The following is a 25,908-nucleotide window of genomic DNA, read 5'->3' on the forward strand; positions in this document are numbered from 1 at the left end:
CGGGCGGCGGCCGTCACCCGGCTTCGTCGCACTTCAGGTGTTCTGGAACGGGGTTGTCCGATCACTCTCGGTAAGGCATACTGAAAACGCCGCACCCCCGGTGGGTGACGGAAGTGAGGCCGGGCCTCCCGATGGAATCGGGCGTCCGGCCTTTGCGCTTTCATCCTCAATCAACGCACACGACTCTGACACGCTCTTGCAGGCGCTCGAAGCCGGCGCCATGCCCATCGATCCACCAGGTGGTCGCGCTGACCACCGCATCAGCCGCCCAGAGCAGCGGCTCCTGGTGCGAGGGCCGCCAGTGGACCATGATCGCCTTTGAGATGACCCGCGACTTCCGCAGGGCCATGACGAACAGAAGATCCAAGTGGTCCTGGCTGGGCGAGCGGCTTTCGACGACGACTTCCGTCACACCGGCACCTTCCAGTTCGAGAAGAAGGCGCTCAAGGCAACGTCTACGTGCCCGCTCGGTGCGGCATGTGGTGTCGTAGATGTGTACGGCGACAACAGCGGCAAGGGGCAGCTTGGAGATCGCATCGGCGATGACGAGCTGCCTGGCGATGGGCTCGTCACGCCAGTGCAGGCGAGGGTTCTTGCCGAGGCGCAGAGACTCCAGTGTCAGACGAGCGTCGTGGTGGCCGGTGGCGTGAAGGGTGATCGCGGCCATGGCGTAGATGTTGTCGTCGTCGGGACGGCGGCGCATACTCTCGTCGACAAAGGCCGTAAACATACAGTCAATATATCGTCACCCAACGTGAAAGCTGTCGCGCTACGCACCCAGATCCTGGCGGACTACGAACGCCGCGAGGGGGCCGCTTCCGGAACAGGGCCGGGCACGCCAGATCTTCGCCGGTTGTTCGCGGGACATGCAGGGGACGGCTGACCGGGTCAAGGGGATTTGCGTGAGCGGTGCTCGACGACGCGGTCACCGCGGCCGGGGTAGGACATGATGAGCAGCCGCTGTGCGCCCCGTTCCTCCCCCTCCCAGGGGATCCGGCTCATATGGACACGGATCCGGTAGTGGCCCTTGCCGTGGGCGGCGAGGTCGGGGAGCAAGGCGCTGCCCAGCCCGTCGTGCAGGACGATGCTGCCTTCCGGGCTGTGGTAGCCGACCTCGACGACGTGTGCCCAGCCCTTGGTCTCCATCGGCGGGCGGCGGGCGGACTCTTCACCACCGTCGCCTTCACGGGCTTGATCAAAGGGCGGTGGCGGGGCACCTTGGCGCATTCGCGCTGCTGCGCCGCCTCCCAAGCCAGCGATTCGCGCTGCTCGGCCTCGGCCGCCGCCTTCAGCGTGGCGGCGGCGCGAGGACAGATGCCCGCCAGGAGGGTCGCCAGGTCCGCCGGGTCGAGGCCGTCGCTCTCGCGCAGTCCTGCCAGCTCGCGCGGGTCGGCGCGGGTGTAGGCGCCGCACAGGCGGTGCCCGTAGACGATCAGCCTGCCGTCCGGCATGCCCTGCGCGAACGACGGCTTGCCTGATGTGCGTACCTCGCACACGAAGGCCCGCTCACCGGTGATCGACGGAGCCGAGGCGTCCCACCGCCGCTCGTCTTCCGCCCGCTCGCAGGCTCTTGACGTGGTGACGGGCCCGGGCACGTGGTCTGACACCGGGACCAGGACGAGCACTGCCATCGCGACGGTCCCGGCGAGCGCCGGCCTCCACGGTCCACGAGGATCGTGCCCGCGGCCAGGCGCCGGCTCCCTCGGCCGGCTCCCGAGCTCGTTCGCGGTACGGGCCAGCCATACCAACCCGAACACCTCGAACGCCCGGCTACCGATCGAGATCCAGTAGAAGGTGGCAAGGCCGTCCGGGACGAGGGTGGAAACAGTCACCGGCAAGAAGAAGTCCGCTGCCGGCACCGCTCCGAACCACACCGTGGCACGGCTCCACCGGCCGTCCCTCCCCTGGGCGACCAGCGTCAGCACCATCCAGACGAGCCACGGCAACCCGAACAGACGGAGTGAGCCGACGTCGAGCACCATGTCCGCCAGCCCGGCCACCGGACCGTACACCCCCGCCACCAGCGCGACCGTTCGCACCACCGTGGAGGCGCGGTTGAGCACCCGGTAGAGCAGCACCACCAGAGCCACCCGCAGGGCGTCCTCCAGGATGCCGACCCACCACGGCGAGGGGACGAACTCGAAGAGCAGCGACGCGTACAGGACGGACCGCAGGAGACGAGCGTCCCCGGCCGGCTCGGCCTTCTCCTTCATGGACCGCCCGCGCAGGATCTGCCACAACCCCCAGCCCTGCAACACCCCCAGTGCCACCATCGGCAGCACCGTCGCCCACCCGCCAGGACCCTGGCCGAGGACGCCGGTGAGGAGCCAGAGATGGCCGTCATCGGTCACCGCGGCGACGGCCCCCGACACGACGACCGCGACGACGAATCCCCCGGCTACCACGGCGGCGACCCAGCCGAACCTGTAGCGGCGCATCGGTCACTTCCTCGCATCTCCCGACAGGAGCGCCCGCGAAGATCAAGTCCTATCCGGCGCGGACGCCGTACGGAGGAGGTCAGGGATCTTGCTGTACGCGAGCAACCCCCATAAGTCCGGATAGAACCCGCCACACCCTAGCGGTGATTCGATCATGTTCCCGACGGATCGGGCACCCCCCGAACCACCCCTCTTGATCACGGGTCTAAGCAGGTGATCGAAGAGGGGGCGACATGCTGAAGAGATCCGTGGCCGCCGTGCTCATGGCGCTGGTGGTCGGGGTGGCGGGGGCGCCGTCGGCCGCCGCCGGGGAGAAGCCGTGGGTGAGGCTCGCTGGGACGGTCGGCACGGTCAACGACGGGCTACCGGTGCGGCTGGCCTCGTACTCGCTGATCTGGGACGCCGGCCAGGCCTTCCACGGCTACCTGCGCGAGGGGAGGACGTTCGTCAAGACCCGGTACCGGGAGGCGCTGGTCGCGCCCGGTGGCCGGTGGGTGGCGGGTGTGCCCGACCGGCGGCTGTGGCGGGCCACCGAGAAGATCGACCTGATCGACCGCGGGACCGGCCGCACGCACGCCGTCAGGATGCCCGCTCCGGTGACCTCGCCCGAGTGGTCGGCGGACGGCGGCACCCTGCTGCTCACCGCGTACCGGAAGCACCGCGACGGCGCTCTCACCGTCATCGGCTTCGTCACGCTGGACGCGCGCGACCGCGTCCCCCGCCTGGTCAGGACCGGCCCCCAGCGTCGGGTGGCGGACTGGGAGATCGGCCGCGGCTTCCGCTTCTTCTTCGCCGGCCCCGGACGGGTGATGGCCCGGCACGACCACAAGGGCGGGGTCGCCGTCTACGACATGGACGGCCGGCGGCAACGCTTCTACAAGGGCGTCGGCGCGTTCGACGAATGGGCGGCGGTGACGGTCGCCTCTCCCTCGGGCCGCCTGTTCGCCACCGTTCTCGGCGAGAACGACAAGGGCCGCCGGATCGGCGTCGTCGACGCCGCGACGGGGAGGGTCGTGCACCGCGTCGGCGGATACGCCGAGTCCTTCGCCGGCTGGTACGACGAGAAGCACGTCATCGTGATGCGGGTGCGCGGCAGGACGCAGATCTTCCAGCGCGTCTCCCTGTCCAGCGGAGCCACCCTGGACCTCATCAGGGAGAAGCTCGTCGCCGGGCCCGCCGAGTACGAACCCCACCTGGAGCGGGTCAACTTCGTCCGGTCAGCTTCTCAGCCCTGAAGGACTGAGCTTGCGACTCCTCGCCGTCGGTGGCTTCGACGGTCCAGTCCGCGTCAGGCAGCGTGACTCACTGCCCAGCTGGTGACACCGCGTGCGGCGATGTTACGAGCTGCGTTGACGTCGGCGTGCTCAGCGAAGCCGCACGACGTACAGGCGAACTCGGCCTGGCCGGGCCGGTTGTTCTTGTCCACGTGCCCGCAGGCCGAGCAGGCCTGCGAGGTGTAGGCCGGGTCCACCCAGACCAGAGCGACACCGGCGCGGGCCGCCTTGTAGGTGACGAAGTGGCCGAGCTGGTGGAAGCTCCATGAATGCAGCGTGACCCGCTGGGGCTTGCGGAGCCGTACCCGGTCGCGGATGCCCTGGAGATCTTCCAGGGCGATGCCGCGCCCGGTGCGTGCAGCCTCGGTCACGATGCGCTTGGCGATGGTGTGATTGATGTCGGCGGCGAAACGCGCCTCAGCGCGGCGTCGTCTCTTCAGCAGCCGTTTCGCGGACTTGGTCTGCTTGGCCTGCAGGCGGCGGCGCAGTTCCCGGTGGCGGTGACGGACCGCGTTCAGGGTCTTGCCGCTGTGACGGACACCAGCACCGGTGCTGGTGGCGGTGGTGGCGATGTTGGCGATCCCCAGATCCACCCCGATGAATCCGTCCGGGGCCCGCACCGGCACGTCCGGCAGGTCGCAGGTGGCGATGAGGAACCACATGCCATCGCGGTAGACGAGGTCTGATTCGCCCTTGCGGTGAGCGGCCAGCGTGCCGAGCTGATCGGCCGAGGCGGTGAACGCCACACCCTTCATCCGCCCGCCCACGGTCCAGATCGACACCGTGCGGGCGTCCATCTGCCAGGACAGGCAGCGGTCGTCGAACGGCTGGGCCGCGCCGGGGCGAAACATGATCGGCCTGGCCAGGACCCGCTCACGCCGCGCGGAGCCGGGCCTGCCCAGATTGCCGTTACGGAGGTTGGCGTGCAGGGTGGTGTAGGCGTCGGCGACCTTCTTGATGACGTGCTGCGCGGCCTGGGCCGCCAGCCCGTACCCGTCCTTGATCTGTCCGTAGGCGTGCTTGCGCAGGTCGTAGTTGCGAAACACCCGCCGGTCGTGGGCGAGCGCCGCCACCCAGGTGGCCGCGTCGTTGACCGCGCGCAGTGTCGCCTTCAGCGCCGCCGCCTGCTCGGGCGTCGGCAGGAGCTTGACCTGCACCACCAGCTTCACCTCGAACACACTAGCATTAGGTCCATGTCACCGAGATGGACACCGGATTCTGAGGTGAGAAGGGGGCGAAGCGTTGTCTACTCGCTTCATGCGCATTTGGTCTTCATTCCGAAGTATCGGCGAGGTGTGTTCACCGACGAGATTCTGCGTCGCTGCGAAGGCATCATGATCGAGGTGTGCGACAGTTTCGGAGCGGAGCTGGCCGAGTTCAACGGCGAGGAAGATCACGTGCGCCTGCTCGTGCACTACCCACCCAAAGTCGCCCTCTCGACGCTGGTGAACAGCCTCAAGGGCGTGTCCGCCCGGCTCCTGCGCAAGGAGTATCCGGCACATATCCGTAAGTACCTGTGGGGCGGGCATTTCTGGTCGCCGTCGTACTTCGCCGCCTCCTGCGGCGGCGCACCCCTATCGATCATCGAAGAGTACATCGACAAACAGAGACGCCCGGGCTGAGCCGCTCGACGGCCGGCCGGTCACCACCGCTCGGGCCTTGGCGGCCCTCCCGCGCTGTCGTTTCCTCCCGGGCGTGAACGCCCGGGGTCCCACGCCAGATCACGCTGAACCGATCTCGCCCGCGGCACGTTCCGGTAGGCATGATGATCCGATTTCTGGCCGTGCTGACGCTGGTGGCGGGGTTCCTCGTGGCGGGCGGGGGCACGGCGCACGCCTGCTCGTGCGCGTCGCGCGAGCCGGCCGAGCGGATGCGTGACGCCGATGTCGTCCTCACCGCGACGGCCACGGCCGTACGGGTGGACGAGCCGATGCTGAACGGCGGGCGGGTGACGGCGACGCTGCGGGCCGACCGCGTGTACAAGGGCCCGGAGCGGGACGAGTTCGAGGTGGTCACCAGGGCGCAGGGGCCCGCCTGCGGCTACGCGTTCACCGAGGGGACCCGTTATCTGGTGTTCGCCCGCGAGGGGGACGAAGGGCTGACCACGTCGCTCTGCTCGGGCAACGAGGTGCTGGCGCCGGGTGCGGGGCCGACGGCCGTGGCGGCGGGCGCCGCTCCGCGGGCGACGCAGCCCTCGGAGCCCGTGTTCCCCGTCGCGCTCGCCGTCCTGACGGCGGCCGCGACGGTGGCCGTGCTGACGTGGACGTTGACACGGAAGCACGGTCAATAGGATCACCTTATGAGCAGCGCCCACATCGCGATGGTCGGCATCCCCGCCATCAGTCACGTCCTGCCGAGCATCGAGGTGATCGGGGAGCTGGTGGCGCGCGGGCACCGCGTGACCTACGCCAACGACCCGGTCGTGGCCGAAATGGTCACCGGCGCGGGCGCCGAGCTGGTGCCCTGCACCTCGACGCTGCCCGTCGCCGACCACGACTGGCCGGACGACCCGATCGCGGCCATGCGGATCTTCCTGGAGGACAACATCCAGTTGCTGCCGCAACTGGAGGCCGCGTACGACAAAGACCCGGCGGACCTCTACCTGTACGACATCGGCGGGTACGCGGCGCGGGCGCTGGCCGAGCGGCAGGGACGGCCGCTCGTGCAGCTCTCCCCCTCCATGGTCGGCTGGGACGGCTACGACGAGGAGGTGGCGGCGCACCTCTGGCAGCTGCCCGGCGCGGACGCCTACCGGGCGCGGTTCGCCGAGTGGCTGGCGGGCAACGGCGCGACCACGACCGACGCCGACGCCTTCTCGGGCCGGCCGGCCCGCTGCCTGGCGCTGATCCCCCGGGCGATGCAGCCGCACGCCGACCGCGTGCACGACGGGGTGACGTTCGTCGGCCCCTGCAAGAAGCCCACCGGCGCCTGGGAGCGCCCGGCGGGGGCGGCGAACGTGCTGCTGATCTCGCTGGGCACGGCCTACACTCGGCAGCCGGAGTTCTACCGGCAGTGCCTGGCCGCGTTCGGCGACCTGCCCGGCTGGCACGTCGTGCTGCAGATCGGCAAGCACACCGACCCGGCCGAGCTGGGTCCGATCCCGGGCAACGTGGAGGTCCACTCCTGGGTGCCGCAGCAGGCGATCCTGGAGCGGGCGGACGCGTTCGTCACGCACGCGGGCATGGGCGGCTGCGGCGAGGGCCTGCTGGCCGGGGTGCCGATGATCGCGGTGCCGCAGGCGGTCGACCAGTTCATGAACGCCGACCGGCTGGTGGAGCTGGGCGTGGCCCGCCGGATCGACACGGCCGACGCGACGGCCGGCGCGCTCAGGAGCGCCCTGGCCGAGCTGACCGCCGACCCGGAGGTGGCCGGGCGGCTCGATCGGCTGCGCGAGGAGTCCCGTGCCGAGGGCGGCACGATCCGGGCCGCCGACCTCATCGAGGCCGAACTAACCAGGATGTGAAAGTTTCACCGCCGACCAGGGCGGATGTGACGGTCCGTTGACGGGGCGGCACTGACACCAGAAGATCCTGGGAGCGCTCCCAAAACCCGAGGATCCCCATGATTCGACGCCTGGCCGCCGCACTGGCCTTACTCACCGCGTTCGCCCTGGCCACTCCCGCGCACGCCGCCGACGAGGGCCCGGAACAGATCGTCAACGGCACCTTCGACGAAGGCACCGGCCCCTGGTGGGGCACCGGCAACCTCACGCTCGGCGTCGACGACGGCCGGATGTGCGTGGACGTCCCCGGCGGCACCGCCAACCCGTGGGACGTCATCATCGGCCAGGACAACCTGCCGCTGGTCGAGGGCGAGACGTACGCGTTCTCGTTCTACGCCTCGGCGACCCCGGCCAAGGTCGGCAGGGCGCTGGTGCAGCTCCCGGTCGACCCGTGGACGCAGTACCTGTCGGCCGCGCCGGAGATGAGCGTGTCGGGCAACGTCTACCGCTACACCTTCACCGCCCCCGTCTCGCTGCCGAACGCCCAGGTCGCCTTCCAGATGGGCGGCAGCGCCGAGCCCTGGAGGTTCTGCATGGACGACGTGTCGCTGCGGGGCGGCGCGGAGCCCGAGGAGTACGAGCCGGACACCGGCCCCCGCGTGCGCGTCAACATGGTCGGCTACCTGCCGTCCGGCCCCAAGAACGCGACCGTGGTCACCGAGGCGACCGAGCCGCTCACGTGGGAGCTGAAGGACGCGTCGGGCCGTACCGTCGCACGCGGCAAGAGCGACCCGCGCGGCGTCGACGCCAGTTCGGGACAGAACGTGCAGAGCATCGACTTCAGCGGCCACCGCAAGCCGGGCGCCGGCTACACGCTCACCGCCGACGGCGAGACCAGCCGCCCGTTCGACATCGCCGAGAACCTGTACGACGAGATGCGGGTGGACGCGCTGAAGTTCTACTACACCCAGCGCAGCGGGGTCGAGATCCGCGACGACCTGCGGCCCGGCTACGGCCGCCCCGCCGGCCACGTCGGCACGGCGCCCAACCGCGGCGACACCTCCGTCCCCTGCCAGCCGGGTGTCTGCGACTACTCGCTCGACGTCAGCGGCGGCTGGTACGACGCCGGAGACCACGGCAAGTACGTGGTCAACGGCGGCATCTCGGTCCACCAGCTCATGAGCCTGTACGAGCGCGACAAGGCCGCCTTCGCGGACCGTCAGCTGCGCATCCCGGAGAGCGGCAACGGCGTCCCCGACGTGCTGGACGAGGCCCGCTGGGAGCAGGAGTTCCTGCTGAGCATGCAGGTCCCGCAGGGCGAGCGGCTGGCCGGCATGGCGCACCACAAGATCCACGACGCGCAGTGGACCGGGCTGCCGCTGATGCCGCACCTGGACCCGCAGCCGCGTGAGCTGCACCCGCCGTCCACCGCCGCCACGCTCAACCTGGCCGCGACCGCCGCCCAGGCCGCGCGCGTGTTCGCCCCGTACGACGCCGCGTTCGCCGCGCGCAACCTGGCGGCGGCCCGCCGGGCGTGGGCCGCGGCCGTGGCGAACCCGGACCTGCTCGCCGACCCGAACGACGGCGTGGGCGGCGGCGCCTACTCCGACACCGACGTGAGCGACGAGTTCTACTGGGCGGCCGCCGAGCTGTTCATCACCACGGGAGAGAAGGAGTTCGCCCAGTTCGTGCTGGCCTCGCCGCACCACACCGGCGACATCTGGCGTGAGCGCGGCTTCGACTGGGGCAACACCGCCCAGCTCGGCCGCCTGGAGCTGGCGACGGTGCCGAACGCGATCCGGGACCGCGAGCGGGTGCGCCGCTCGGTGCTGGAGGGCGCGGAGAAGTATCTCGCCGTGCAGCGCGACCAGGCTTACGGGCAGCCGTACGGGCCGCCGGACTACGACTGGGGCTCCAACAACCTGGTGCTCAACAACATGGTGGTGATGGCCGTCGCCTACGACCTGACGGGCAAGGAGAAGTACCGCGCCGGCGTGCGCGAGGGCATGGACTACATCCTCGGCCGCAACGCGCTCAACCAGTCGTACGTGACCGGCTACGGCGAGGTGTCGTCCCAGAACCAGCACAGCCGCTGGTACGCCCGCCAGCTCGACGCGTCGCTGCCCAACCCGCCACGCGGCACGCTCTCCGGCGGGCCGAACTCGGCCATCCAGGACCCGGTCGCCCAGCGGCTGCTCCAGGGCTGTGAGCCGCAGTTCTGCTACGTCGACCACATCGAGTCGTGGGCCACGAACGAGCTGACCATCAACTGGAACGCCCCGCTGGCCTGGATCTCCGCGTTCCTGGCCGACCGGTCCGGTCACGCCGGCTGCGACGTCCGCTACACGGCGCAGGGCGGCCGGAACTTCGTCGCGCACGTCACCGTGCGCAACACCGGCGGCAAGTCGCTCGACGGCTGGAATCTGCGCTGGTCGTTCCCCGGTGCCCAGCGCGTCCGGGACTCCTGGGGCGCGGCCGTCTCCCAGGACGGGCCGGTCGCGACCGCGAAGAGCCGCGGCAAGCTGCGGCCCGGCGCCACGGCCGCCTTCGGCTTCGCCGGCACCGCTCCCGCCGGCCCGAACCCGTCACCCGAGGTGTTCCACGTGAACGGAGACCGCTGCCGCTAGAACGCGAAATCAGTCCGACTGGTCTAAAATCAGGCCATGCGACCTGAAATCAAGACGGACGGACTGCGCTCATGACCACGACGGTCCTGTGGCTGGGCACGCTGGGCTCGTGGCTGTTCATCGTCACGTTCGTGCTGGACGGCTGGACCCGGCCGGGATACCGGCCGGTCCGGCACGCGGTGAGCGCGCTGGCCCTCGGGCCGCGCGGATGGGTGCAAGGGGCCAACTTCATCGTGTGCGGCGCAGCGATCACGGCGGGCGCGGTCGCCGTCGCGGGCGCGCTCGGCAGCGTGCCGCTCGCCGTCGTGATCGGGGTGTTCGGGCTCTCGCTGGTCGCCTCGGGCGTCTTCCCGATGGACCCCATGCGGGGCTATCCGCCGGGAACCTCCGAGGAGACGCCCACGGAGGTGTCGACGGCGCACAAGCTGCACGACTACGCCGGGGCGCTGGTCTTCTTCGCGCTGCCCGCCGCCGCGCTGATCGCGGCGTTCGTCCTGCCCGAGACCGGGTGGAAGTGGTACTCGGCCCTCACGGCGGCGGCCGGGACCGCCGGTTTCCTGGCCTTCGGTCACGCGTGGGAGACCGACCACCCGAGGTCCGGGCTCGTGCAGCGCGCCACGATCGTCGTGGGCTGGGTCTGGCTCGGGCTGCTGTTCGCCCACGCGGCGGACGTGTCGGGATGAGCGGGCCGGAGGGTCACGAGCCGCCGGGGCGGAAGCGGCCGTCCTTCATCGAGCAGGCCCGGCGGGCCCAGATCGTCGAGGCGGCCGCCGAGGTGGTGGCGGAGGTGGGCTACGCCCACACCTCGTTCGCGCGGATCGCCGAGAAGGCCGGCATCAGCAAGAGCGTGATCAGCTACCACTTCGGCAGCAAGGACGAGATCCTCCGCCTGGTGGTGACCCGGCTCTTCGAGCGGGGCTGGCAGCACATGGAGCCCCGGATCGCGGCCGAGAAGACGGCCGCCGGGCGGGTGCGCGCGTGGATCGGGTCGCAGCTGGAGTTCTTCCAGGCTCATCGCGTCGAGTTCCTCGCGATGAGCGAGATCATGGCCAACCACCGCGGCGAGGACGGCTCGTACGCCTACTCGGACGAACTCGCCGAGGAGGTCGACGGGATCGCCGAGATCCTCGCCCAGGGCCAGCGCGACGGTGAGCTGCGGTCCTTCGACACGCGCGGCGTCGCCAACATCATCGTGCGCTGCGTCGACGGCGTGCTGGAGTCATGGGCGATGGACCCCGGCGTCGACCTGGACCAGCAGACCGCCGTGCTCCTCGATTTCATCGACCACGCCATCGGCGCGGGCTAGGCCGCCTTCTCCTGGGCCGGGCGCAGCGCCGCCACCAGCGTGGCCGGCTCGTCGGCGAAGAAGCGCACCGTGGTGACCTCCGCCTCGGCGCCCAGCGGGCGGACCGCGGTGACCGGCTCCGACAGCTCCACCACCACGTTCACCTGCGACGCCACCGCCACGGTCAGCCGCTCGTCCTCGACCCTGACCAGGCCGGCCTCGTTGTAGGAGCGCACCGTGCGCACCGAGGCGACGAGCTCGCGCGGGATGCGCAGGTCGAAGAAGGCGCCGTACCTGATCCGCAGCTCGCGGCCGGTGACGACGTGCGGCCGGGTGACGCAGGCGGCCACCACCGCGAACCCGACGAGCAGCCCGTACAGGTCGGCGACCAGGATCGGCACGCGGATCCAGGCCGGCACGTCGAAGGCGCGCAGCACCACCTCCACCACCACGACCTCGACGGCCATCATGACCAGGAGGAGGATCATCGTCGCGGACTGGGCCCTGGAGTAGGACACCGCCAGCGCGCCGGGCGGCACGCCGTCCCTGCGTCGGGCGACCCACAGCGCGAGGCTGGCCATGCCCTTGGCGTCGAACCCGGCGATCCTGCGCAGCACCCTCACGCCTGCTCCTTCAGCATGTCGACCATCAACCGGAACACCTCGCCCTGCGCGGGTGTCAGCTCTTCGAGCATGGCGTCGAGCCACGGCCCGCCCGCCGGCGGCAGGTGCTCGATCACCCCGCGCACCAGCTCGTCCGGCATGTGCGCGGCCAGGTCGGCGGCCAGCTCGCGGACCCGCGGATCGCCCGGCTCGGCGTCGGCCAGCCCGTCGAGGCGCCGGTAGAGCTCGTGCGCGCGCTCGCGCATGCCCGGCTCGGCGAGCGGCCGCATCAGCTCGACGATCTCGTCGCGCATCCCGGGGTCGGCGACGGTGTCCATGAGCGTGAGCATCTCGCGGTCCATCTCGGCGAACGTCGACCCCTCCGTGTCCAGGTCGCGCAGCACCGCCGCCATGTCCGGGGAGACCGCCGAGTCGGCCCGCAGCTCCCCCTCCTCCAGCAGAGCCGCCAGCCGGACCCGCCGCGCCGCGATGAGCTCCTGCTGCCTGGCCAGGTCGGAGTCCAGCTCCAGGAGCACCTCGCGCAGGTCCCTGCCCCGGTCGTCGGCGAGCACGTCGCGGATCTCGTCCAGCGACAGCCCCAGCTCCGCCAGCCGGCGGACGCGGGCGAGCAGCACGGCGTCGCGCAACCGGTAGTCCCGGTAGCCGCCGGCCGTCCGCGCCGGCTCGGGCAGCAACCCGAGTTGGTGGTAGTGCCGCACGGTCCGGGTGGACACCCCGACCAGCGCGGCGAGCTCGCCGATCCGCATGCCCTCATTAGAGACCTTGACGCTACGTCAAGGTCAAGCCGGGATGATCGGGGGGACTCGCTCAGCCTAGTGGACGCACCCCTGGACGAACGTGGGCGCGCAGTTGGTGGGGGTGTTGCCCCGCACGATCGACCGCGTCAGCGTCACGGCGCCGGGGGCGCCCTCGTTGTCGATGCCTCCCGGGGCGTTGTTCGCCGTGTTGCCGTTGACGATGCTGCGGATGATGGACGCGGTGCCGGGACCGATGTTCGCCACGCCCCCTCCGACGGTGCCGGCCGTATTGTCGTTGACGACGCTTCCGGTCACCACCAGGATTCCGTCGCTGGCTATTCCTCCGCCTTTCTCCCCGGCGCGGTTGTTGTTGACGACGGTGTCGATGAACGTCATTCTCCCGTCATTGGCCGCACCGCCGCCGTTCCTGGTCGCGGTGTTGTTCTGAATATTGCTGTTCGACACGTTGACGACGGCTCCGGCGACGCCGCCGAGACCACCGGAAAAGGTGGCGGTGTTGTTCCGGATGAACACTCTGTTGAGGTTCGTGGTCCCACTGTTGACGGCGACGGCTCCGCCGAATCCTCCTGGGGAGGTCCTCGCGTCACCGCCGAGGAGCTTGACCCGGTCGAGGTTGAAGTCGCTGTTGACGGTGAACAGGCGGAACGCATCGGCCGCCGGGTCCCGCTGGATCGTGCTGTTGCCCCCGCGGATGGTGAGGGGCGCGTCGATGGCCGGAAGCGGGCCGGTCAAGTCGTTCAGGACGTATCTGCAGCCGGGCGTCAGATAGAGCGTCGCGCCCGACGCGGCGTTGTCGATCGCCTTCACCAGTGCGCGCCCGGAGCACGGTACGCTCGCCCCCGCGCCGGCCGCCGGCGCTCCGACCGCGAGCGCGGCGGCCGAGAGAATGGCGCCTCCGACGATGGCGCGAATTCCGTTTATATACATCGAGCCGTTCCCCCGAATCGGACTGATGGTGAAATGAGTCGCATTGAGCGTGATGGTCATGCCCATGGCACAGAAGCCCTACACGTAAGACTTATCGGACATAGACATGAAAGCAGTTCATTTCTCACATAGTCCCTATTCGGGGCCGTTAACAGGCACAGCTGATGCCGGACTACCGGTTGTCCCTACCATGGGGTGATGATCTCCGTCATGAGCGGGGCCGGCATCTCGACCGGGTCCGGGATCCCCGACTACCGCGGTCCCAGCGGGCTGTGGCGCCAGGACCCCGACCACGAGAAGCTCGTCACCATCGGCTACTACCTCGCCGATCCCGAGATCCGGCGCCGGTCCTGGGCGTTCCGCCGGGGCAGCCCGGCGCGCACGGCCGAGCCCAACGCCGCGCACCGGGCGCTGGTGGAGCTGGAGCGGGCCGGGCGGCTCGATCGGCTGATCACGCAGAACGTCGACGGCCTGCACCAGAGGGCGGGGTCCAGCCCTGACCGGGTGCTGGAGCTGCACGGCAACATGTTCGGGGTGGTGTGCGTCGGATGCGGCGACCGCTCGACGCTGGACGAGGCGCTGGACCGGATCGACGACGGCGAGCAGGATCCCGCCTGCCAGGAGTGCGGCGGGATCCTGAAGACGACCACGGTCATGTTCGGCGAGAACCTGTCTCAGGACGTGATCGCCGAGGCGGCCGAGGCCGCCGAGCGGGCCGAGGTGTTCGTCGCCGTCGGGACGTCGCTGCAGGTGATGCCCGCCGCGTCGCTCGCCGCGCTGGCCGAGCGCAACGGGGCGCGGCTGGTCATCGTGAACGCCGGGCCGACCCCGTACGACGACCTGGCCGACGAGGTGATCAGGGACCCGATCGGCGAGGCGGTGCCCCGGCTGGTGGCGCGGCTCATCGGCTGAGCTGGAGCCGGTCCGCCGGGAACGGGGTGACGGGCGTCGACAGCGTCCTGGCCTGGCCCGGCCCGCAGAGCGCGAGCAGGAGGTGGCCGACGAAGGCGGCGTCGATCGGGTGGGGGACGATCTGGCCGTTCTCGTCGACGGTCTGGTACTTGGCGCGGTTCAGGCCCACGGAGATCTGGCGGCTGCCGTCGGGGCTCGACAGCGACTGGGTGATCATGCCGAAGACGCCGCCGTCGTGGCCCCAGAAGCGGCCGCAGGGCAGGTCGAGCGCGTAGAGGCCGAGACCGTACTCGATGACGCCGCCCCCGGCGGACACGGGCACGGTCCGCCGCATCTCGGCGAGCTGGGCGGCGCCGACCAGCTCGCCCTGGAGCAGCGCGCGGTAGAAGCGGTTGAGGTCGTCCATGGTCGACACGACGGCCCCGGCCGTCCCCGCCCACGACATGTCGTAGACGCCGTAGTCACGCGGCGGGTCGATCAGCCCGTACATGGACTCGTACGCGCCGGAGCTCGGCCCGGGGATGCGCGGCGTGCGCGGGAACGAGGTGTGCCGCAGCCCGGCCTCGCGGATCACGTGGCGGGTGATGTAGCCCTCGGCGTCCGTGCCGGTGACCTTCTCCAGCAGCAGTCCGGCGAGGATGTAGTTGGTGTTGGAGTACGAGCCCGGCGTCGCCCCCGGCTGCCCCGTCGGCGCGGCCTGGAGACCGAGACGCGCCAGCTCCTCGGGCTCGATGCGGCGGAAGCGGTGCTCGTCCAGGCTGGCCGTGGAGCCCTCCAGCAGCGAGGGGAAGGCGCCGGGGATGTAGTCGGCGATGTGGCTGGTGTGGTTGAGCAGCATGCGCACCGTGATCCGGTCGCCGGGGACCAGGTCCGGCAGGTAGCGGCTCACCGGCGCGTCCAGCTCGACCGTGCCGCGCTCGACCTGCTGGAGCACCGCGACCGAGGTGAACGTCTTGGTGATGCTGCCCACCCGGTGCACCATGTCGGGCTTCACCGGCCGCCGGGTGCGCACGTCGGCCACGCCGGAGGCGCCCTTCCAGGTGTCGCGCCCGTCGCGTACCGCGGAGTAGACCCCGTACATGCCTGCTTCGTGGACGGCGTCCAGCGACTCCCGCAGCTCGCCCCCGCCGGGCACGGCCGCCTGGGCGGGAACGGCGACCGCCCCGGCCACGAGCAGCGCGCTCACCCCCGCGAGCACGCGTGTCATGATCGACATCTGCTACCTCCGGACTCGGCGTCAACGTCACGCACGAGCCTGGTCGATCATGGGCCGCCGGGGCCAGTCCGCTCAGTCACCGGCCGGGCATGACACCTGTCATCCCCGCGCCATGACAACCGGATTCGTATGATCCCCTCATGAATCCCCTCGACCGCATCGCCCGGGTCCGCCTGTCGTCCGTCTACCTGCCGCTCGACACACCGGTCAGCGACGCCAAGGTGCTCACCGGGCGGCAGCGGCCGATGACCGAGGTCGCCTTCCTGTTCGCCGAGATCACCACCGAGGGCGGCCTGGAGGGGATCGGGTTCTGCTACTCCAAGCGGGCGGGCGGCCCTGGCCAGTACGCGCACGCCTGCGAGATCGCCCCCGAGCTGATCGGCGAGGACGCCAACGACATCCCCAGGCTGTGGGAGAAGCTGGTGTGGGCCGGCGCGTCCGTGGGCCGCGGCGGGCTGTCAATCCAGGCCGTCGCCGCTTTCGACATCGCGTTGTGGGACCTGAAGGCCAGGCGGGCCGGGCTGCCGCTGGCCAAGCTGCTGGGCGCGCACCGCGACTCGGTGCGCTGCTACAACACCTCGGGCGGCTTCCTGCACGCCCCGATCGAGCGGGTGCTGGAGAACGCCGCCGCGGCGCTGGAGCGCGGCATCGGCGGCATCAAGATCAAGGTGGGCCAGCCCGACGGGCGGGCCGACCTGGCCAGGGTGCGGGCGGCGCGCGAGCTGCTGGGCGAGGAGGTGCCGCTGATGGTCGACGCCAACCAGCAGTGGGACCGGCCGGCGGCGGCCCGGATGGGGCGGGCGCTGGAAGAGTTCGGCCTGGTGTGGATCGAGGAGCCGCTCGACGCGCACGACCACGCCGGGCACGCCGCGCTGGCCGCCGCGCTCGACACGTCCGTCGCCACCGGCGAGATGCTGACCAGCGTCGCCGAGCACGCCGAGCTGCTGCGCGCGGGCGGCGCCGACATCCTGCAGCCGGACGCGCCGCGGATCGGCGGCGTCACCCCGTTCCTGCGCCTGGCCGCGCTCGCCGAGCACCACCGGGTGCAGCTCGCCCCGCACTTCGCCATGGAGATCCACCTGCACCTCGCTGCCGCGTACGGGCAGGAGCCCTGGGTGGAGCACTTCGAGTGGCTGGAGCCGCTGTTCGAGGAGCGGCTGGAGATCCGCGACGGGCGCATGCTCGTGCCCGACCGGCCGGGGCTCGGCCTCACGCTGAGCGAGCAGGCGGCCGGGTGGACGGCCGAGCGGCGCGAGTTCACCCGCCCGGCCTGATCGGCGGGCCGGAGGTCAGGCGGCGACGACCAGCGCCTGCGGCGCGGCCTGCTTCATCCGGGTGCGCAGCCACAGCATCTGGGCGGCGGTCTCGCTCTCGCACACGGAGACCACGCCCAGCAGCTCCCGGTCCCTGGCGCCCTGCGCGGCCTGGCCGATGAGCGTCCACGAGATGTCGCACTCGGCCGCCATCAGGTAGAGGTCGTGCAGGTCGCGCAGCAGCCCGAGCCCGCCGGTGCGGGAGCCGGAGAACAGGGTGGAGTGCAGCCGCTCCGGCTCGTCCGGCGACTCCTCCGAGTAGCGCTCGGCGAACGGCCGCAGCCGGCCGGCGTGCGCGTCGCACTGGGCGGCCAGCCGCTCGCACACGTGGAACACGTCCGGCTCGTCCTTGTGCTGCTCACCGACCTCACGGAAGGCGGACGCCAGCTCGGTCTGCGAACGGTGCAGCAGCCCCAGGTAGTGGGCGAGATGCATGGCTCACTCCTCCTCGACGTGCTCGTCCGCCTCGGCGGCGGGCCCGCCGGCGGTGACCGGGACGCGCGGGTCGGCCGGCCGGTTGCCGACGGTGGGCGCGGCCGGCACCGCACCCTCCGCCGCGGCCACCTTGCTCAGCCGGACCGCGGCCACCTTGAAGATCGGCTGCTTGGACACCGGGTCCCAGCTCGTCATCGTCAGCTCGTTCGCGGCGCGCGCCGCCCCGTCGCCCGGCCCTGACTCGTCCCGGTCCCAGTAGCCGTAGTGGAACGGCACGAACACCGTGCCCCTGCGGGTGCCGCACACCCGCGCCCTGGCCTCCAGCGCGCCGCGCGGCGACTCCACCCGCACCAGGTCGCCCTCGCCGACCCCCAGCTCGGTGGCGTCCGCCGGGCTGATCTCCACCCACGGCTCCGGCGCCGCCACCGCGAGCTGCGGGGCGCGGCCCGTCTTGGTCCGGGTGTGGAACTGGTAGACGGTGCGGCCGGTGGTCAGCGTCAGCGGATACTCCTCGCCGGGCACCTCGGGCGACGGCTGGTACGGGGCCGCTTTCAGGAACGCGCGTCCGCGCGGCTCCTTGGCCCGGTAGCTCTCCTCGCCGTGGGCGGCGCCGGTGACCAGGTCGTGCCCGTACGTCTCGCAGTAGTCAGGGTCGGTGTTGAACCTGCCGCCCGCGTACAGCCGCTCGGTGCCGAGCGGCCACTGCACGCCGCCGCCGCGCAGCAGCTCGTACGTGATGCCGGTGTAGTCGCACGGCCGCCCCGCCGAGCAGGCCTGCCAGGCCCGGTACGCGGACTCCGGGTCGTGCCACTTGATCAGCGGGGCGCCGTCCTTGTCGCGGAAGTCCATGCGGCGCGCGTAGTCCAGGAAGATGTCCAGGTCGGAGCGGGCCTCGCCGGGCGGGTCCATCGCCTTGTCCGACAGGTGCACCGTACGGTCGGCGCAGGTGAACGTGCCGGTCTTCTCCCCCCAGGTGGCGGCGGGCAGCACCACGTCGGCCAGCATCGCCGTCTCGGTCATGAAGATGTCCTGGACGACGACGAACAGGTTCTCCTGGGCCAGGATGCGGCGGATGCGCGCCAGGTCCGGCAGGGAGACGGCGGGGTTCGTGGCCGAGATCCACAGCAGCTTGATCGAGCCCTGCTCGGCGTAGCGGAAGATCTGCATGGCGTGCGTCGGCGGCGCCCAGTGCGGGATGACGGACGAGTCGACGTTCCACAGCCGGGCCAGCTCGTCGATGTGCGCGGGGTTGTCCCAGTTACGCATGCCGGGCAGGTCGCCGTCCGCGCCGGTCTCACGGGTGTTCTGCGCGGTGGGCTGCCCGTTCATCTGGTACAGGCCCGCGCCCGGGCGGCCGAGCATGCCGCGCAGCAGGTGGAGGTTGTTGACCTGGCACGCGGCCGCGGTGGCCTGGTTGGACTGGTAGAAGCCCTGCAGGACGGTGGAGAGCAGCCTGCGGCAGGTGCCGATGATCTCCGCCGCGCGTTCGATGTCGCGTACGGGCACGTCACAGATCTCCGCGGCCCACTCCGGCGTGCGGTCGCGCACCGTCTCGGCCAGTTCGTCGAAGCCGAGGGTGTGGGCGCGCACATACCGCTCGTCGTACCAGCCCTTGTCGAGCAAGCGGTGGACGATCGCGTTCATCAGCGCCAGGTTGGTGCCGGGGCGCACTGCCAGGTGCACGTCGGCCTCGCGGGCGACGGCGGTCTGGCGCGGGTCGACGGCGATCAGCGCGGGCGGGCGGGGGCCGCGGCGGCGGTCGAGCATGCGCATCCAGAGCACGGTCTGCGTCTCGGCCACGTTGTGCCCCCACAGCGCGATGGCGTCGCAGTGGTCCACGTCGGTGTAGGAGCCGGGCTGACCGTCGGTGCCGAAGCTCTCCTTCAGCGCCGCCGCCGAGGTCGCGGTGCACAGCCTCGTATTGCCGTCCATGTGCGGCGTGCCGATGCCGGCCTTGCCGATCACGCCGAGGGTGTAGTACTCCTCCAGGTACAGCTGGCCGCTGGTGTAGAAGCCGAAGTGGCCCCAGCCGCCCGGCCCGTCGAGCAGCTCGCGCGAGCGGGCCGTGATCCGGCCCATCGCGTCGTCCCAGCCGGTCTCGACCAGCCGGCCGTCCTGCCTGACCAGCGGCCGGGTGAGCCGGTCGGGGCTGTTGTTGGCCTGCCAGCCGTACAGGTCCTTGGGGTCGAGCCTGCCCCGGTTGACACGGTCGCCGGCGCGCCCGCGCACGCCGACGATCCGTCCTCCGGCGACCGCGATGTCCATCGCGTCGCCGTTGCTGTGCAGGATCGAGGCCGCCCGGACCCAGCGGTCCACGTCGGCCTCGGCGACGCCCTCCTCCAGGAACATGTCCACCCGTACGGGCCAGGTGGCGCGCCGTCCGATCTCCCGGGGCAGCACCCGGCGCACCGGTCCGGGCAGCGACGCCGCCACCCGTTCGGCCGCCGAGGGCGGGCCGTAGGGGGTGCGCCTCCCCCACGGATCTGCGATGCGATCGGACATGTCGGCGGTCCTTTCCACGACGCTCGGTCAGGGGGATGCCCGGGGCAGCTACCCTGACCGGCGCCGGGAACACGGACCTGTCAGAGGTGTCCCTGGCTGCCCGCGGTGGCCAGCTCGCGCAGCTCCTCGGTGAGGCTCTCGCGGACCTTGGTCATGATGCGGCCCTGGGTGGCCTCGTCGGTGACCTCGAACACCACCCGGGCGAGGAACACCGCTCTTCGATCGTCGACCCCGGCCCTGGCGCCCACCCTGCGGATGAACTCCTCGCGGCCGAAGTGCTCCCCGGTGCCGAGGCCGCCGTAGACCTCGGTGCGGCGCAGGTTCTCGCCGATCTCGTGTGGCAGCTGGGCTGCGAGCTTGTCGGCCAGGCTCTCCGGCAGCCGTTCGCCGAGCGTCTCCAGCGACGCCCGGATGGCCCGCTCGGCGTGTGCCCGGTCGCCCAGACGGGCTCGGGCCTGTACTTGGCCAACGAAGTCGTCATGTCTCATGATTTCCCCCTTTGTCCTTACCTGCGGCTACCCGGGCACCGGACCATCACAGAGGGGCTGACACCAGGAATCGGTAAAGCTCCAGCAGCACTGACGGTCTAGGAGCCGTTCTTCTCGCCGACCTCGTACGCCCTGAGCTCGGCGGCGGGGATCTCGACGGCCCGCACCTCGACGGCGGGCACCTCCAGCGCGGGCACCTCGACGGCCGGGACGCACTCGTTCCGGTCGTTGCAGGCGTACGGCCTGATCAGGTTGCCGCGCATCAGACGCGGCCGGACCAGCGGCGCCCGGACGAGGGGAGGCCTGACCACGGACAGGACGACGCCCCCGTCCTTCGGCTCGGTCTGGCACACCTCCGGTGTCGAGACGCCCTCGGCGTGCTGCGCGGGCGCGCTTGCGCCCTCGGCGCGCACCGGGTCGAGCTTGATGCCGCCCGCGTCCAGGCCGGGGATCTCGACGGGCGGGATCTCGACGGCGGGGATCGACACCGGCGGGATCGACGCGGCCCCCAGGCAGCCGCCGGGCGCGGGCTTGATCTCGGTGCACTGGGCGGGGATCCGCTGGGCGGGGAGGTCCACCCCCAGGATCGTCACCTCGGGGACGACCTCGCCGCCGATCCGTACCTCCGGGATCACCACCGGGTCCGCGTGCACGGCCGGGATGTCGACCGCCGGGATGAGCTCGCCGTGCCGGCAGCCCGTCGGCTCGGCGGGCGCGCTCTCCGGCGCGGCCGACCGCGCGGCCGGGGACTGCCGCTCCGCGCCGCCGCCGCCCATCGCGCCGCAGGCGGCGAGCATGATCGCCAGGAGGGGGGCCAGGACGCTCGTGATCGCTGATTTCCGGCTCACGGTGAGCACGGTAGGGCATCGACCTTCAGGATCTGTTCAGAGCCGCGAAACGGTGCACGGTGTCCGAGTGGAGCACGCGGTGGAACGCCGGCGCCTGCCCGCCGGCCCGGCCGGTCGCGGTGACCACGGTGACCACCACGTACGGGCCGGCGCCCGCCACACCGGCCTTGCCGTACGCGTACCGGGCATGCGTGCCGCCCCGCCGCCAGCGGATCGCGTCCGACGTCCGCTTGGACAGGCTGACGGCGGCGGCGCGGGCGCGGTGCTCGGTGGGGAAGGCCAGCAGGAGCTGGACCGCCCGGAGCTTCCCGTCCCGGGCGGAGTAGGCGATCTGGGCGGCGTGGTCGCAGTGGTTCCTGCCCAGCACGCGGCCCCTGCCGTCGACGGGGTCGCAGGTGGGGTGGTCCCAGCCGCCCACCTTGGCGGCCGTGAGCTTTCGGCCCAGGTCCCGGTCGCCGAACTTCTCGTGGCTCAGCCGCGTGTCCACCGGGGCCGCCGTCGTCTGGTGCGGCGTCAGCGTGGGGGGATCGGCGGGCGGCGCCGGGATCGCGTGCAGCTGGTACGTGATCGCCGCGACCACCGCCCCGCCGACGGCGAGCACGGCCGCGGTGACGGCCAGGCCGACCGCCAGCGCACCGCGCCGCCTCCTGTCGGCCTCCCGCTCCGGCGCGTACAACCGCGGCGCGGGCCCGTCCGGCGCGTACGGGGGAACCCCGAAGTCAGCGGGCGCGTACTTCCCACCGGCCCGCCGCAGCACCTTCCTGAACCTCCCGCCCCGCTCCTCCCCCACGGGCTCGCGAGTGTGGTCGTCCCGGGATGGCGGATCGTCGCCCGCTGAAAACGACATATCCCGTATTCTGCTGAAATTTCACCACAGCGACCCAGTCTTTTCGATCATGCGACCCAGCCGTTCCAGCCCCGTTCAGAGAACGACCCGGTACGACGCCGTATCCCGCCGCCGGAACCCCGCCCGCTCGTACAGCCGGTTCGCCGCCTCCCGCTCCGGCCGGGACGTCAGGTCGACCGTGCGCGCCCCCCGCTCCCTGGCCAGCTCCAGCGCCCGCCCGGTGAGCGCCGCCCCCACCCCCTGGCCGCGCGCCGCCCCGTCCACCACGACGTCCTCGATCCGCGCCCGCACCCCGGAGGCGAGCGGGTAGACCACCAGCGTGAGCAGGCCCACGACGACGCCCCCGGCCCGCGCGGCCAGCACCGTGTTCCCTTCGGAGCCGACCACCCGCTCCACCGCCTCCCGGTCGATCGCCGCCCCGGCGGAGAGCTGGGGCAGCAGCCGCCCGAACGCCGCCACGACCTCGTCACTCGCCTCACGCACGGCCTCGATCACGACACTCATGCCACGACCCTACGGAAGCCGTCGGTCTTGTCGTCGCAACGGTGGGTAGCGTGCGGAGTATGGGGGATTCATACACGCTGGGTCCGGAGACGGGGCAGTTGCTGGTCGAGACGAGGCGTACCGGTCTGGGCGCCAAGGCCGGTCATGACCTGACGATCGAGGCGGACCGATGGCGCGGCGAGGCCGTGGTCGATCTCGACGACCCCGGGGCGAGCCGGGTGAGCGTCGAGGTGGAGGCCGGGTCACTGCGGGTGGTGTCGGGGACGGGCGGGGTGAAGCCGCTCACCGACTCCGACCGGCGCGACATCGCGCGCAACATCCAGGACAAGGTGCTCCACACCGGCCGGTTCCCGGCGATCGCGTTCCGGTCGCGGCAGGTCACCGGGACGCGGGAGTCGTTCCGGGTGGAGGGCGAGCTGACGATGGCGGGCCAGACGCGGCCGCTCACCCTCGACTGCCGGTTCGACGGCGAGCGGGTGCGGGGCAGTGCGACGGTCACGCAGAGCCACTGGGGCGTCAAGCCGTACTCGGCGTTCTTCGGCGCGCTCAAGCTGGACGACGACGTCGAGGTGCGCTTCGACGTCGAGCTGGTCAGCGCGGCTTCCTGAAGAGCGTCTCCTGGGTGATGCTGGCGGCGAGCCGGCCGTCGCGGGTGTGGATGGTGCCGGTGTACCAGCCGCGCCCGGCCGACACGGTGTGCGGCACCAGGTCCATCAGCACCCACTCGTCCATGCGGGCCGGCCGGTGGAACCAGACCGCGTGGTCCAGGCTGGAGCCCGAACGCGCGCCCTCCCCGTGCGGGACGCCGGTCACCCCGCTGGAGATGTCGGAGAGGTACGTGAGCACGCACGCGTGCAGGAGCTGACCACCGGGCAGGTCCTGGGTGCAGCGGGCCCAGAACCGGGTGGGCCATTCGGCCGCCGCGTACGGCTGCGGCGGCAGCCGGCTGTCCATGGAGAACAACCGGGGCAGGCGCACGGGTTCGAGCCCGTCCGGGTCCGGCGCGTCGGGCGCGGGGTGGATCTGCACGTCCGCGCCGGCCTCGGGGACGTGGAAGGACGCCGACATGTTGAAGATGACCTTGCCGTTCTGGATGGCGACCACCCGCCGGGCGGAGTACGACCGGCCGTCCCTGTCACGGTAGACGCGGAACACGGTCGGCCGGGCCGCGTCGCCGCTGCGCAGGTAGTAGCCGTGCAGTGAGTGCGGCAACCGGTCGGGCTCCACCGTGTCGCCCGCCGCGGCCAGCGCCTGCGCGGCCACCTGTCCCCCGTACAGCGGGAACGGTTCCTCGAAGACGGTCGTGCCCCGGTAGAGGTCCTCTTCGAGCTTCTCCAGTGTCAGCAGGTCGAGCACGGTGGGAGCGGCCACGGGACTGAAGGTCGGCATGAGGCAGACGGTAGAGGACGCGGCGGACCTGGCGCGAGCCGGGGGTGGTCGCTGTGAGAAGCTCGGCGGGTTGTCCGGAATGAGAGGAGTGTCCGGTGGCCGAGGACGAGGACGAGCTGGTTTACGAGGTCGACGGCGGGGTGGCGGTGATCCGGCTGAACCGCCCGCGCTCCCTGGGCGCGTTCACCTGGCCGATGATCGACGCGTGGGCGCGGGCGCTGCGCGAGGCGCAGGACGACGAGGGCGTCCGGGTGGTCGTGCTGACCGGCACCGGCGAGGGCTTCTGCAGCGGCGTCGACCTGAAGGCGCTCGACGAGATCGAGGCGACGCCGATCGAGCGCAAGCGCATGCTGACCGACCGGGTCCACAAGGTCGCGCGGGCGGTCGAGGACCTGGACAAGCCGCTGATCGCCGCGGTCAACGGGGTCGCGGTCGGCGCCGGGATGGACATGGCGCTCATGTGCGACATGCGGTTCGCCGCCCGGTCGGCCCGGTTCTCCGAGGGTTACATCCGCATCGGCCTGGTCCCCGGCGACGGCGGCGCGTACTTCCTGCCCCGGCTGGTCGGCCCGGCCAAGGCGATGGAGCTGCTGATGACGGGCGACTTCGTCGACGCCGACGAGGCGCTGCGGCTGGGCATCGTCAACCGGGTCTACGACGACGAGACGCTCATGGCGGAGACGATGGAGTTCGCCAGGGGCATCGCGGCCAAGCCGCCGATCGCGATCTCGATGATCAAGCGGGCGGTCCACCAGTCGATGCGCACCGACCTGCGCACCAGCCTTGACCTGATCTCCTCCCACATGGCGATCGTGCAGGCGACCGACGACTACGCGGAGGCCATGAGCGCGTTCCGCGAGAAGCGGCCCGGCGACTACCGCAACCGTTGACACGGCAGAACATTATTCGATAGGTCAGGAGCATGGTCGCAGCCGACGAGTTCGAAGAGATCCTCAAGCAGGTACGCCAGTTCGTCCGCAACCGGGTCGTGCCGAGGGAGCAGGAGATCGCCGACTCCGACGCGATCCCCGACGACCTCCGCCGCCAGGCGGCCGACATGGGCCTGTTCGGCTACGCCATCCCCGCCGAGTACGGCGGGCTGGGGCTCGACATCACCCAGGACGTCCGGCTCGGCTTCGAGTTCGGTTACACCAGTCTCGCGTTCCGGTCGATGTTCGGCACCAACAACGGCATCGCCGGCCAGGTCCTGGTCGGGTTCGGCACCGAGGAGCAGAAGGGCCGCTGGCTCCCGTCGCTGGCCTCCGGCGAGGTCACCGCGGCGTTCGCGCTGACGGAGCCGGAGGCGGGCTCCGACCCGTCGGGGCTGAAGACCACGGCGGCGCCCGACGGCGACGGCTGGGTGATCGACGGCGGCAAGCGGTTCATCACCAACGCCCCGATCGCCGGGTTGTTCGTGGTGTTCGCCCGGGTCCGCCCCGCGGACGCGGCGGGCAGCGGCATCGCGGTGTTCCTGGTGCCGGCCGACGCTCCCGGGGTGGCGGTGGGGCCCAAGGACGCCAAGATGGGCCAGGAGGGCGCCTGGACCTCCGACGTCACGTTCACCGAGGTCAGGGTCGGCGCGGACGCGCTGGTCAGCGGCGAGGTCGACGCCGGTTTCCGGGCGGCCATGACCGTGCTGGCGCGCGGCCGGCTGCACATGTCGGCGATGGCCGTCGGCCTGATGGAGCGGGCGCTCGACGAGTCGGTGGCGTTCGCCGCGCACAACCGGCAGGGCGGCCGGCCGGTCGGCGACTACCAGCTCGTGCAGGCGATGCTCGCCGAGCAGAAGTCCCTGTGCATGGCCGGCCGGGCGATGGCCGCCGAGGCCGCCCGGCTCTGGCTGACCGGCGAGGACCGCAGGCTCGCGCCGTCCGCCACCAAGCTGTTCTGCACGGAGTCGGCGGGCCGGGTCGCCGACCTGGCCGTCCAGGTGCACGGCGGCAGCGGCTACATGCGCGGCGTGCCGGTCGAGCGCATCTACCGCGACGTGCGCCTGCTCCGCCTGTACGAGGGGACCAGCGAGATCCAGAAGCTGATCGTCGGGCGCGAGCTGATGCGCGGGGCACGCGCGTGACACCGG

At 71.4% G+C, this 25,908-nt stretch carries 26 protein-coding genes; 12 read left to right on the plus strand and 14 right to left on the minus strand.

All coding sequences use genetic code 11. The features are described 5' to 3' along the window. Nucleotides 1-166 precede the first annotated feature (166 nt). Together FR742_RS29905 and FR742_RS29910 are read right to left on the minus strand one after the other, a co-directional pair. Nucleotides 167-730 carry a DUF3800 domain-containing protein gene (locus FR742_RS29905; protein ID WP_148034030.1) on the minus strand — a complete coding sequence of 188 codons (564 nt, stop codon included), beginning with the start codon at nt 728-730 and terminating at the stop codon, nt 167-169. A 268-nt stretch (nt 731-998) separates the two neighbouring features. Next, nucleotides 999-2,438, minus strand: a complete 1,440-nt coding sequence (locus FR742_RS29910; protein WP_148034031.1) for a hypothetical protein — start codon at nt 2,436-2,438, stop codon at nt 999-1,001. Between the two features lie 233 nt (nt 2,439-2,671). On the opposite strand from FR742_RS29910, the gene FR742_RS29915 reads away from it, so the two are divergent. Further along, nucleotides 2,672-3,673: a hypothetical protein gene (locus FR742_RS29915; protein WP_148034032.1), complete on the plus strand. Its 1,002-nt coding sequence runs from the start codon at nt 2,672-2,674 to the stop codon at nt 3,671-3,673. Nucleotides 3,674-3,726: 53 nt separating this feature from the next. Here FR742_RS29915 and FR742_RS29920 read toward each other — a convergent pair whose 3' ends face one another. Further along, complete coding sequence (locus FR742_RS29920) at nt 3,727-4,881, minus strand: RNA-guided endonuclease TnpB family protein (RefSeq protein WP_187281359.1); 1,155 nt, start codon at nt 4,879-4,881, stop codon at nt 3,727-3,729. A gap of 24 nt (nt 4,882-4,905) precedes the next feature. Here FR742_RS29920 and tnpA point away from each other — a divergent pair, with 24 nt between their 5' ends. The 6 genes from tnpA to FR742_RS29950 all read left to right on the plus strand — a co-directional run bounded on the left by tnpA (nt 4,906) and on the right by FR742_RS29950 (nt 11,087). Beyond that, entirely contained in the window at nt 4,906-5,334 is a 429-nt protein-coding gene (gene tnpA / locus FR742_RS29925) for an IS200/IS605 family transposase (RefSeq protein WP_148034034.1), read from the plus strand. Between the two features lie 140 nt (nt 5,335-5,474). Further along, nucleotides 5,475-6,002, plus strand: coding sequence for a hypothetical protein (locus FR742_RS29930; RefSeq protein WP_148034035.1), 528 nt, complete (start codon nt 5,475-5,477; stop codon nt 6,000-6,002). A 9-nt stretch (nt 6,003-6,011) separates the two neighbouring features. Beyond that, nucleotides 6,012-7,175 (plus strand): macrolide family glycosyltransferase, encoded by a 1,164-nt coding sequence (locus tag FR742_RS29935; protein WP_261808815.1) that lies wholly within the window; start codon nt 6,012-6,014, stop codon nt 7,173-7,175. Nucleotides 7,176-7,273: 98 nt separating this feature from the next. After that, a complete protein-coding gene (locus tag FR742_RS29940; protein ID WP_148034036.1) occupies nt 7,274-9,781 on the plus strand; it encodes a glycoside hydrolase family 9 protein in 2,508 nt (835 codons plus the stop codon). Nucleotides 9,782-9,852: 71 nt separating this feature from the next. Next, entirely contained in the window at nt 9,853-10,464 is a 612-nt protein-coding gene (locus FR742_RS29945) for a DUF998 domain-containing protein (RefSeq protein WP_148034037.1), read from the plus strand. Further along, a complete protein-coding gene (locus FR742_RS29950) occupies nt 10,461-11,087 on the plus strand; it encodes a TetR/AcrR family transcriptional regulator (RefSeq protein WP_148034038.1) in 627 nt (208 codons plus the stop codon). The genes FR742_RS29945 and FR742_RS29950 overlap by 4 nt, the downstream gene beginning before the upstream one ends. Here the strand turns inward: FR742_RS29950 and FR742_RS29955 are convergent. From FR742_RS29955 to FR742_RS29965, 3 genes are all read right to left on the minus strand, one after another. Beyond that, on the minus strand, nt 11,084-11,689 hold the full coding sequence (locus FR742_RS29955; protein ID WP_148034039.1) for a hypothetical protein: 606 nt from the start codon (nt 11,687-11,689) through the stop codon (nt 11,084-11,086). The two genes, FR742_RS29950 and FR742_RS29955, sit on opposite strands and share 4 nt — an antisense overlap. Continuing rightward, entirely contained in the window at nt 11,686-12,435 is a 750-nt protein-coding gene (locus tag FR742_RS29960) for a MerR family transcriptional regulator (RefSeq protein WP_148034040.1), read from the minus strand. The genes FR742_RS29955 and FR742_RS29960 overlap by 4 nt, the downstream gene beginning before the upstream one ends. A gap of 66 nt (nt 12,436-12,501) precedes the next feature. Beyond that, on the minus strand, nt 12,502-13,434 hold the full coding sequence (locus FR742_RS29965) for a hypothetical protein (RefSeq protein WP_187281360.1): 933 nt from the start codon (nt 13,432-13,434) through the stop codon (nt 12,502-12,504). Nucleotides 13,435-13,572: 138 nt separating this feature from the next. On the opposite strand from FR742_RS29965, the gene FR742_RS29970 reads away from it, so the two are divergent. Beyond that, nucleotides 13,573-14,286: a Sir2 family NAD-dependent protein deacetylase gene (locus FR742_RS29970; RefSeq protein WP_148034042.1), complete on the plus strand. Its 714-nt coding sequence runs from the start codon at nt 13,573-13,575 to the stop codon at nt 14,284-14,286. Here the strand turns inward: FR742_RS29970 and FR742_RS29975 are convergent. Next, on the minus strand, nt 14,276-15,493 hold the full coding sequence (locus tag FR742_RS29975) for a serine hydrolase (protein ID WP_261808816.1): 1,218 nt from the start codon (nt 15,491-15,493) through the stop codon (nt 14,276-14,278). The genes FR742_RS29970 and FR742_RS29975 overlap by 11 nt on opposite strands. Before the next feature lie 149 nt (nt 15,494-15,642). Here FR742_RS29975 and FR742_RS29980 point away from each other — a divergent pair, with 149 nt between their 5' ends. Next, nucleotides 15,643-16,776: an L-talarate/galactarate dehydratase gene (locus FR742_RS29980; RefSeq protein ID WP_148034044.1), complete on the plus strand. Its 1,134-nt coding sequence runs from the start codon at nt 15,643-15,645 to the stop codon at nt 16,774-16,776. A 15-nt stretch (nt 16,777-16,791) separates the two neighbouring features. Here FR742_RS29980 and FR742_RS29985 read toward each other — a convergent pair whose 3' ends face one another. From FR742_RS29985 to FR742_RS30010, 6 genes are all read right to left on the minus strand, one after another. After that, entirely contained in the window at nt 16,792-17,250 is a 459-nt protein-coding gene (locus FR742_RS29985; protein WP_148034045.1) for a hypothetical protein, read from the minus strand. Between the two features lie 3 nt (nt 17,251-17,253). After that, entirely contained in the window at nt 17,254-19,752 is a 2,499-nt protein-coding gene (locus FR742_RS29990) for a molybdopterin oxidoreductase family protein (protein ID WP_148034046.1), read from the minus strand. Nucleotides 19,753-19,832: 80 nt separating this feature from the next. Continuing rightward, nucleotides 19,833-20,240: a DUF2267 domain-containing protein gene (locus tag FR742_RS29995; protein ID WP_148034047.1), complete on the minus strand. Its 408-nt coding sequence runs from the start codon at nt 20,238-20,240 to the stop codon at nt 19,833-19,835. Between the two features lie 98 nt (nt 20,241-20,338). Next, nucleotides 20,339-21,088: a hypothetical protein gene (locus tag FR742_RS30000; RefSeq protein ID WP_148034048.1), complete on the minus strand. Its 750-nt coding sequence runs from the start codon at nt 21,086-21,088 to the stop codon at nt 20,339-20,341. A 25-nt stretch (nt 21,089-21,113) separates the two neighbouring features. After that, nucleotides 21,114-21,935, minus strand: a complete 822-nt coding sequence (locus tag FR742_RS30005; RefSeq protein ID WP_148034049.1) for a hypothetical protein — start codon at nt 21,933-21,935, stop codon at nt 21,114-21,116. 75 nt (nt 21,936-22,010) lie between these two features. Then, on the minus strand, nt 22,011-22,439 hold the full coding sequence (locus FR742_RS30010; RefSeq protein ID WP_148034050.1) for an N-acetyltransferase: 429 nt from the start codon (nt 22,437-22,439) through the stop codon (nt 22,011-22,013). A 59-nt stretch (nt 22,440-22,498) separates the two neighbouring features. Here FR742_RS30010 and FR742_RS30015 point away from each other — a divergent pair, with 59 nt between their 5' ends. Next, a complete protein-coding gene (locus tag FR742_RS30015; RefSeq protein WP_148034051.1) occupies nt 22,499-23,047 on the plus strand; it encodes a YceI family protein in 549 nt (182 codons plus the stop codon). Here FR742_RS30015 and FR742_RS30020 read toward each other — a convergent pair. Beyond that, the gene (locus FR742_RS30020) at nt 23,031-23,828 is read right to left on the minus strand and encodes an acyl-CoA thioesterase II (RefSeq protein ID WP_148034052.1); all 798 of its coding nucleotides are present in this window, start codon (nt 23,826-23,828) and stop codon (nt 23,031-23,033) included. The genes FR742_RS30015 and FR742_RS30020 overlap by 17 nt on opposite strands. Nucleotides 23,829-23,923: 95 nt before the next feature. Here FR742_RS30020 and FR742_RS30025 point away from each other — a divergent pair, with 95 nt between their 5' ends. Both FR742_RS30025 and FR742_RS30030 read left to right on the plus strand, forming a co-directional pair. After that, a complete protein-coding gene (locus tag FR742_RS30025) occupies nt 23,924-24,718 on the plus strand; it encodes an enoyl-CoA hydratase/isomerase family protein (protein ID WP_148034053.1) in 795 nt (264 codons plus the stop codon). 32 nt (nt 24,719-24,750) lie between these two features. Next, nucleotides 24,751-25,902 (plus strand): acyl-CoA dehydrogenase family protein, encoded by a 1,152-nt coding sequence (locus tag FR742_RS30030; protein ID WP_148034054.1) that lies wholly within the window; start codon nt 24,751-24,753, stop codon nt 25,900-25,902. Nucleotides 25,903-25,908: the final 6 nt, after the last annotated feature.

The sequence above is a fragment of the Nonomuraea sp. C10 genome (assembly GCF_008017515.1).
Classification (GTDB): Bacteria; Actinomycetota; Actinomycetes; order Streptosporangiales; family Streptosporangiaceae; genus Nonomuraea; species Nonomuraea ferruginea.

What these genes read in the sequence shown, in the direction of transcription:
- FR742_RS30020 (WP_148034052.1), bottom strand. Translation starts at nt 23,828, where the DNA reads ATGCCGACCTTCAGTCCCGTGGCCGCTCCCACCGTGCTCGACCTGCTG.
- FR742_RS29905 (WP_148034030.1), bottom strand. Translation starts at nt 730, where the DNA reads ATGTTTACGGCCTTTGTCGACGAGAGTATGCGCCGCCGTCCCGACGAC.
- FR742_RS30030 (WP_148034054.1), top strand. Translation starts at nt 24,751, where the DNA reads ATGGTCGCAGCCGACGAGTTCGAAGAGATCCTCAAGCAGGTACGCCAG.
- FR742_RS30005 (WP_148034049.1), bottom strand. Translation starts at nt 21,935, where the DNA reads ATGTCGTTTTCAGCGGGCGACGATCCGCCATCCCGGGACGACCACACT.
- FR742_RS29990 (WP_148034046.1), bottom strand. Translation starts at nt 19,752, where the DNA reads ATGTCCGATCGCATCGCAGATCCGTGGGGGAGGCGCACCCCCTACGGC.
- FR742_RS29995 (WP_148034047.1), bottom strand. Translation starts at nt 20,240, where the DNA reads ATGAGACATGACGACTTCGTTGGCCAAGTACAGGCCCGAGCCCGTCTG.
- FR742_RS29915 (WP_148034032.1), top strand. Translation starts at nt 2,672, where the DNA reads ATGCTGAAGAGATCCGTGGCCGCCGTGCTCATGGCGCTGGTGGTCGGG.
- tnpA (WP_148034034.1), top strand. Translation starts at nt 4,906, where the DNA reads ATGTCACCGAGATGGACACCGGATTCTGAGGTGAGAAGGGGGCGAAGC.
- FR742_RS29910 (WP_148034031.1), bottom strand. Translation starts at nt 2,438, where the DNA reads ATGCGCCGCTACAGGTTCGGCTGGGTCGCCGCCGTGGTAGCCGGGGGA.
- FR742_RS29975 (WP_261808816.1), bottom strand. Translation starts at nt 15,493, where the DNA reads ATGACACGCGTGCTCGCGGGGGTGAGCGCGCTGCTCGTGGCCGGGGCG.
- FR742_RS29950 (WP_148034038.1), top strand. Translation starts at nt 10,461, where the DNA reads ATGAGCGGGCCGGAGGGTCACGAGCCGCCGGGGCGGAAGCGGCCGTCC.
- FR742_RS30015 (WP_148034051.1), top strand. Translation starts at nt 22,499, where the DNA reads ATGGGGGATTCATACACGCTGGGTCCGGAGACGGGGCAGTTGCTGGTC.
- FR742_RS29970 (WP_148034042.1), top strand. Translation starts at nt 13,573, where the DNA reads ATGATCTCCGTCATGAGCGGGGCCGGCATCTCGACCGGGTCCGGGATC.
- FR742_RS29965 (WP_187281360.1), bottom strand. Translation starts at nt 13,434, where the DNA reads ATGACCATCACGCTCAATGCGACTCATTTCACCATCAGTCCGATTCGG.
- FR742_RS29960 (WP_148034040.1), bottom strand. Translation starts at nt 12,435, where the DNA reads ATGCGGATCGGCGAGCTCGCCGCGCTGGTCGGGGTGTCCACCCGGACC.
- FR742_RS29985 (WP_148034045.1), bottom strand. Translation starts at nt 17,250, where the DNA reads ATGCATCTCGCCCACTACCTGGGGCTGCTGCACCGTTCGCAGACCGAG.
- FR742_RS29980 (WP_148034044.1), top strand. Translation starts at nt 15,643, where the DNA reads ATGAATCCCCTCGACCGCATCGCCCGGGTCCGCCTGTCGTCCGTCTAC.
- FR742_RS29940 (WP_148034036.1), top strand. Translation starts at nt 7,274, where the DNA reads ATGATTCGACGCCTGGCCGCCGCACTGGCCTTACTCACCGCGTTCGCC.
- FR742_RS29930 (WP_148034035.1), top strand. Translation starts at nt 5,475, where the DNA reads ATGATGATCCGATTTCTGGCCGTGCTGACGCTGGTGGCGGGGTTCCTC.
- FR742_RS29935 (WP_261808815.1), top strand. Translation starts at nt 6,012, where the DNA reads ATGAGCAGCGCCCACATCGCGATGGTCGGCATCCCCGCCATCAGTCAC.
- FR742_RS30010 (WP_148034050.1), bottom strand. Translation starts at nt 22,439, where the DNA reads ATGAGTGTCGTGATCGAGGCCGTGCGTGAGGCGAGTGACGAGGTCGTG.
- FR742_RS29945 (WP_148034037.1), top strand. Translation starts at nt 9,853, where the DNA reads ATGACCACGACGGTCCTGTGGCTGGGCACGCTGGGCTCGTGGCTGTTC.